Raw genomic sequence first — 5,086 nt, 5'->3', positions numbered from 1 at the left:
GGGGTGGTGAGGACGAATCCGCCGGTGGCGGGGTCGTGGCGGGCGATCGTGCGGGGCGACAGGTGGCTGTTGCTGCGCCCGACCTCGGTCATCAGCAGCGTCCCGGCGGCGTCCATGGACTCCAGCGCGTCCCGCGCCTCGCGTGCGCCGTCCTGGCCGGCGCCGAACCGCAGGATGGGGCCGAGCGCGAGGGTGTAGTGCAGCAGCATGAGGTGGAACAGGGCGGGGTCGGCGATCGCGGCGCGGTCCAGCAGCGCGCACAGGGCCGGCGGGTCGGCGAGCAGGTCGGCGGCGGGCGGCGCGGCCAGGCCGGCGCGGCGCAGCCGCGCGTAGGTGAGGGCCTGGTGCTCGCGGGCGGTGAGGCCGGCGGGGTAGGTGAAGAACTCCTCGGGGACGGCCTCCTCCAGCAGGGCCCGCGTCTTGGCGTCCATCACCGCTCCCCTCCCCCGGCGCCCGCCTGCCCCGGTTCCGGTTCGGGCGGCGTCTGCGGGGGTGCGGCGGGTGCGACGCCGGGTGCGGCCTTGCCGGTGCGGCCGTGGCGGGGCAGGTCGCGCAGGGGCGCGAGGATCCGGGCGCCGGGGACGGCGAGCCGGGCGCACTGGCACAGCGCGTCGCCGGGGCCGGCCTCGGTGAACACGGTCGCGCCGGCGGCGCGCACGGCGCGCAGGGTGGCGGGCAGCCGGACGGGTTTGACGATGCAGTCGGCCAGGGCGCGGTGCAGGTCGTCGTCGTCGGTGTAGGCGCGGCCGCGGACCGGGGAGTGCACGGGCAGGTCCAGGGGCCGCTGGGGAAGGTGGCGGATCATCGCGTACCACTCGTCGTCGGCGCCGGCCATCGCGGGGTGGTGCGACAGGTAGGGGACGGCGAGCCGCACGGCGCGCACGCCGCCGGCCTTGGCGGCGTCCACGACGGTGTCCAGGGGGCCGTCGGGCCCGGACACGATCGTGACCGAGGGGGCGTTGAGGCAGGCGACCACGACCTCGGGTGCGGCGGCGGACTTGATGCAGGTGCGGGCGCCGTCCTCGCCGGTCTCCAGCAGGGCCATGCCGCCGCCGCGGCCGCGGTCGGCCAGGACGCCGACGGCGGAGACGGCCATCCGGGCGCCGTCGGTGACGGTGAACGCGCCGGCGCTGACCAGCGCGGCGATCTCGCCGAAGCTCTGCCCGACGGCGAAGGCGGGGTGGACGCCGGCGGCGCGCAGGGCGCGGTCGACGGCGATGGAGGCGGCGTAGGCGCACAGCTGCGCGACGCCGGGGGTGCGGGACGCGGCGCGGTATCCGGTGGGGTCCTCCAGCAGGACCGCGCGCAGGGACGGCCATCCGGTGGCGGGCAGGCCCTCCTGGACGGCGTCCAGGACGTCGGCGACGGCGCGGGCGGCGCCCGGCCCGGTCGCGGCGAGGGCGGGCAGGTCGGGCACTCCGGACGAGCCGGTGCCGGGGAACAGGAAGGCGCAGAGGTCGCCGGGTTCGAGTGCTGCGGCGGGGTCGGTCGCGGCGGGGTCGGTCGCGGTGGACGGCACGCGGGGTCTCCTTACCTGGAAGGAAGGCCGACTTTCCCATTAAGGGATAAAGGCCGCTTAAAACGCAGATATGGAACGTAAGCCGTGAAATGGGATTATTCACTTGTGCAGTGGGTCTGACAACCGTCCGTGGGGCGAGGGGGAAGCGAGCATGGCAGCGAGCACGGCCATGAAGGAGGGCACCGGATGGGCGATCCGCGGCACGGGCTCCTGCCTGCCCGAGCGGTGCGTGCCCAGCGAGGAGCTGTCCCGCTCGCTGGGCCTGGACCCGTCGTGGATCGAGGACCGCACCGGCATCCGCCGCCGGCATCTGGCCGCGCCCGGGCAGGCCGCCTCCGACCTGGCCGCCGCGGCCGCCGCGCGGGCCCTGGACGCCGCCGGGCTGGAGCCGGACGACATCGGCCTGCTGGTCCTCGGCACCTCCACGCCCGACCTGATCGCCCCGTCCACCGCCTGCCGCGTCCAGGCCCTGCTCGGCGCCCGCCGCGCCGCCGCGTTCGACGTCGCCGCCGCCTGCACCGGGTACGTGTTCGGGCTGCAGGCCGCGCTCGGCTGGCTGGCCGCCCAGCGCGCCGCCGGCCTCCCCGGCCGGGGACGCGCCGGGGAGCACGCGCTGGTCGTCGGCGTCGAGGTGTACTCGCGGTTCCTCGACCCCGCCGACCGCGGCACCGTCGCGGTGTTCGGGGACGGCGCCGCCGCCACCGTCATCGGGCCCGTCCCGGCGCCCTACGGGATCGGGCCGGTCACGCTCGGGTCCGACGGCTCGGGCACCGACGACGTGCTCATCCCCGCGGGCGGCAGCCGCACGCCCGCCACCGCCGAGACCCTCGCCGGGCTCGGCCACACCATCCGCATGGACGGCCGCGCCGTCCGCGGCTTCATCGAGCACATCTTCCCCCGGCTGGTCGCCGAGGCCACCGAGGCCGCCGGGGTCAAGCCCGCCGACCTGGCCCTGGTCGTCCCGCACCAGCCCAACCCGCGGCTGGTCGCCGCGCTGGCCGCCGGCGCCGGCCTCGACCCGGCGCAGCTGGCGATCGTCGGGCACGAGGTCGGCAACATCGGCGCCGCCAGCATCCCCTACGCGCTGGACCGGGCCGTCCGCGGCGGCCGCCTGCACGGCGGCGACCTGGTGCTGCTCGCCGGGTTCGGCGCGGGCGTCACCTGGGGCCACACCCTCATCACCTGGCCGCCCGGCTGACCCCCTCCCCCCGGCGTCCCGGGCGCCCGCCGCGGCGCGCGGCCGGTCAGGAGCGGCGGGCGGCGGCGGCCTCGCCGGCCGCCGCGGACGCCGCCCGCACGAACGCCGCCAGCGCCGGCGACCGGGACGCCTCCGGCCAGGCCAGCACCAGCGTGGACGGGGCCGCGTCCAGCACCGGGACCGCGGCCAGGTCGTCGCGCAGCAGCCCCCGCATCGACGCCGGCAGCACCGCCACCGCCCGGCCCAGCGCGATCAGCTGCATCAGCTGCCCGCCGTCGCCGATCCGCGGCGCGGCGCCGAGCCCGTACCCGTACCGGGCGGACGGCACGTCGTCGCCGTCCAGGTCCGCCAGCGTCAGCTCCGCGCGGCCCGCCAGCCGGTGGCCGCGCGGCAGGACGGCGACCTGCGGCTCCTCCAGCAGCTCCTGCACGGCCAGGCCGGTGACGTCCTGCCGCGGCGTGTACAGCAGGGCGGCGTCGGCGCGGCCGTCGCGCAGCGCCCGGTCGGCGCCGTAGCCGAGCAGCATCTCCACCGGCACCGCGTCCGGCGTGCGCTCGTAGGCGGCCAGGACCGCCGGGAGCAGTCCGCCGCCGTCCCCGCCGGGCTTCATCGCCAGGACCAGCCGGGGCCCGGCGCCGCCGGCGCGGCGGGTGCGGCGGACGGCGGCGGCGACGGCGTCCAGCGCGGCGGCGCCCTCGGCCAGCAGCGTCTCGCCCGCCGGGGTGAGCGCGACGCGGCGGGAGGTGCGCTCCAGCAGCGTCACGCCGAGGCGCCGCTCCAGCCGGCCGATGGCCCGCGACAGCGGCGGCTGGGCGATGCCGAGCCGCTCGGCGGCGCGGCCGAAGTGCAGTTCCCGCGCGACCGCGAGGAAGTAGGTGAGCTCACGCGTTTCCACCACGTCCATACCTGCAGGGTATTGATCGCGGTGCGATCGGTGTTGGATCCGGCGGCGCCGGCGGTGGTGGGCTGGAGGCATGGACGACACCAACGGCACCACCGCCCGCCCCGCCCCGGCCGCCCTGGTGACCGGGGCGAACAAGGGCATCGGGTTCGCGATCGCGCGGGGGCTGGCCGAGCGCGGCATGACCGTGCTGCTCGGCGCCCGCGACCCCGGGCTGGGCGAGAAGGCCGCCGCCGGGCTGCGGGACGCCGGCCGCGACGTGCGCGCGGTGGCCCTGGACGTCACCGACCCGGCGTCGGTGCAGGCCGCGGCCGCGCGCGTCGCCGCCGAGACCGGGCGGCTGGACGTGCTGGTCAACAACGCCGGCATCTCCGGCGGCCCGGTCCACCCGCCCGACGAGGCCGACCTGGACGTCGTGCGGCGCGTGTTCGACACCAACCTGTTCGGCGTGTACCGGGTGACCAACGCGGTGCTGCCGCTGCTGCGCCGCGCGCCGGCGGGGCGGATCGTGAACGTCTCCAGCGGCACCGCCTCGATGGCCGCGATGACCGACCCCGGCCACTACTTCTGGGACACCGCCGCGTCCGCCGCCTACCCGGCGTCCAAGGCGGCGCTGAACATGCTGACGGTCCAGTACGCCAAGCGGCTGCGCGACACCTCGATCAAGGTCAACGCCGCCGCGCCCGGCGCCTGCGCCACCGACTTCACCGCCGAGTTCACCCGCGTCACCGGCCGGACGACCGACCGGACCGCCGAGCAGGGCGCCGCCATAGCGATCCGCCTGGCCACCCTGGACGCCGACGGCCCCACCGGCGGCTTCTTCGACGACGCCGGCCCCGTCCCCTGGTAGCCGCCCGGTCCCGGCCGGGGCCGGTCACCACGGCGACAGGACGAGGGCCTGGACGGCGAGGGCGGTCGCCGCCTGCGCGGCGAGCCATCCGCGGGCCGGGGGGCGGTGCAGCGCGGCGGCGGCGACCGCCCACGCGGCGAACGGCACCCAGATCCGCTCGACCTCGCCCCTGGTCACGCCGGAGGCGTCCAGGGCCAGCACGCCCACCAGCGCCGCCGCCGCCAGGGAGGCGACCGCGGCCTGCGGGGACAGCGCCCGCGCACGGGCGGCGCCGCGCAGGGCCCGCACCGCCCGGGGCAGGGCGCGGGCGGTCGCCGGGCCGGTCAGCAGCCCCAGCACGGCCAGGTTCGCCAGGACGAAGTAGGCGTAGGAGCGCTGCGCCGACCCGCGGCTGACCAGGTAGGTGTCGAGCGTGGCGGCGACGCCGTCCGGCCACCAGAACCCCAGCAGCGTGAACGCGGCCGGCACGACGGCCAGGCCCGCGGCCAGCGCCGCCGGCACCGCGGCCGGGGGCCGGGTGAGCAGCAGCACCGCCAGCGGCACCGCGAACAGCGGCAGCAGCCCGTAGCTCAGGTAGGGCAGGCAGCCCAGCAGCAGCCCGCCCGCCCCGGCCAGGAC

4 protein-coding genes and 2 pseudogenes are annotated in these 5,086 nt (G+C 78.0%); 2 read left to right on the top strand and 4 right to left on the bottom strand.

What is annotated here, in order from left to right; translation table 11 throughout:
• A pseudogene (locus E1284_RS38305) lies at positions 1–431 on the bottom strand (hypothetical protein); the annotation flags it as partial.
• A complete protein-coding gene (locus E1284_RS38300) occupies positions 431–1,519 on the bottom strand; it encodes an ACP S-malonyltransferase (RefSeq protein ID WP_131945037.1) in 1,089 nt (362 codons plus the stop codon). The pseudogene E1284_RS38305 and the gene E1284_RS38300, both read right to left, overlap by 1 nt.
• Positions 1,520–1,670: 151 nt before the next feature.
• On the opposite strand from E1284_RS38300, the gene E1284_RS38295 reads away from it, so the two are divergent.
• Complete coding sequence (locus E1284_RS38295) at positions 1,671–2,717, top strand: 3-oxoacyl-ACP synthase III family protein (RefSeq protein ID WP_243715002.1); 1,047 nt, start codon at positions 1,671–1,673, stop codon at positions 2,715–2,717.
• A 46-nt stretch (positions 2,718–2,763) separates the two neighbouring features.
• Here E1284_RS38295 and E1284_RS38290 read toward each other — a convergent pair whose 3' ends face one another.
• Positions 2,764–3,621, bottom strand: a complete 858-nt coding sequence (locus E1284_RS38290; RefSeq protein WP_207924200.1) for a LysR family transcriptional regulator — start codon at positions 3,619–3,621, stop codon at positions 2,764–2,766.
• Positions 3,622–3,691: 70 nt separating this feature from the next.
• Between E1284_RS38290 and E1284_RS38285 the strand changes: the two genes are divergently transcribed.
• A complete protein-coding gene (locus E1284_RS38285) occupies positions 3,692–4,468 on the top strand; it encodes an SDR family oxidoreductase (RefSeq protein ID WP_131945036.1) in 777 nt (258 codons plus the stop codon).
• A 24-nt stretch (positions 4,469–4,492) separates the two neighbouring features.
• Here the strand turns inward: E1284_RS38285 and E1284_RS42180 are convergent.
• Positions 4,493–5,086: pseudogene (locus E1284_RS42180) on the bottom strand (hypothetical protein); the annotation flags it as partial.

This window comes from Actinomadura bangladeshensis (assembly GCF_004348335.1).
Lineage (GTDB): Bacteria > Actinomycetota > Actinomycetes > Streptosporangiales > Streptosporangiaceae > Spirillospora > Spirillospora bangladeshensis.
This window is presented reverse-complemented; position numbering and strand designations above follow the sequence as displayed.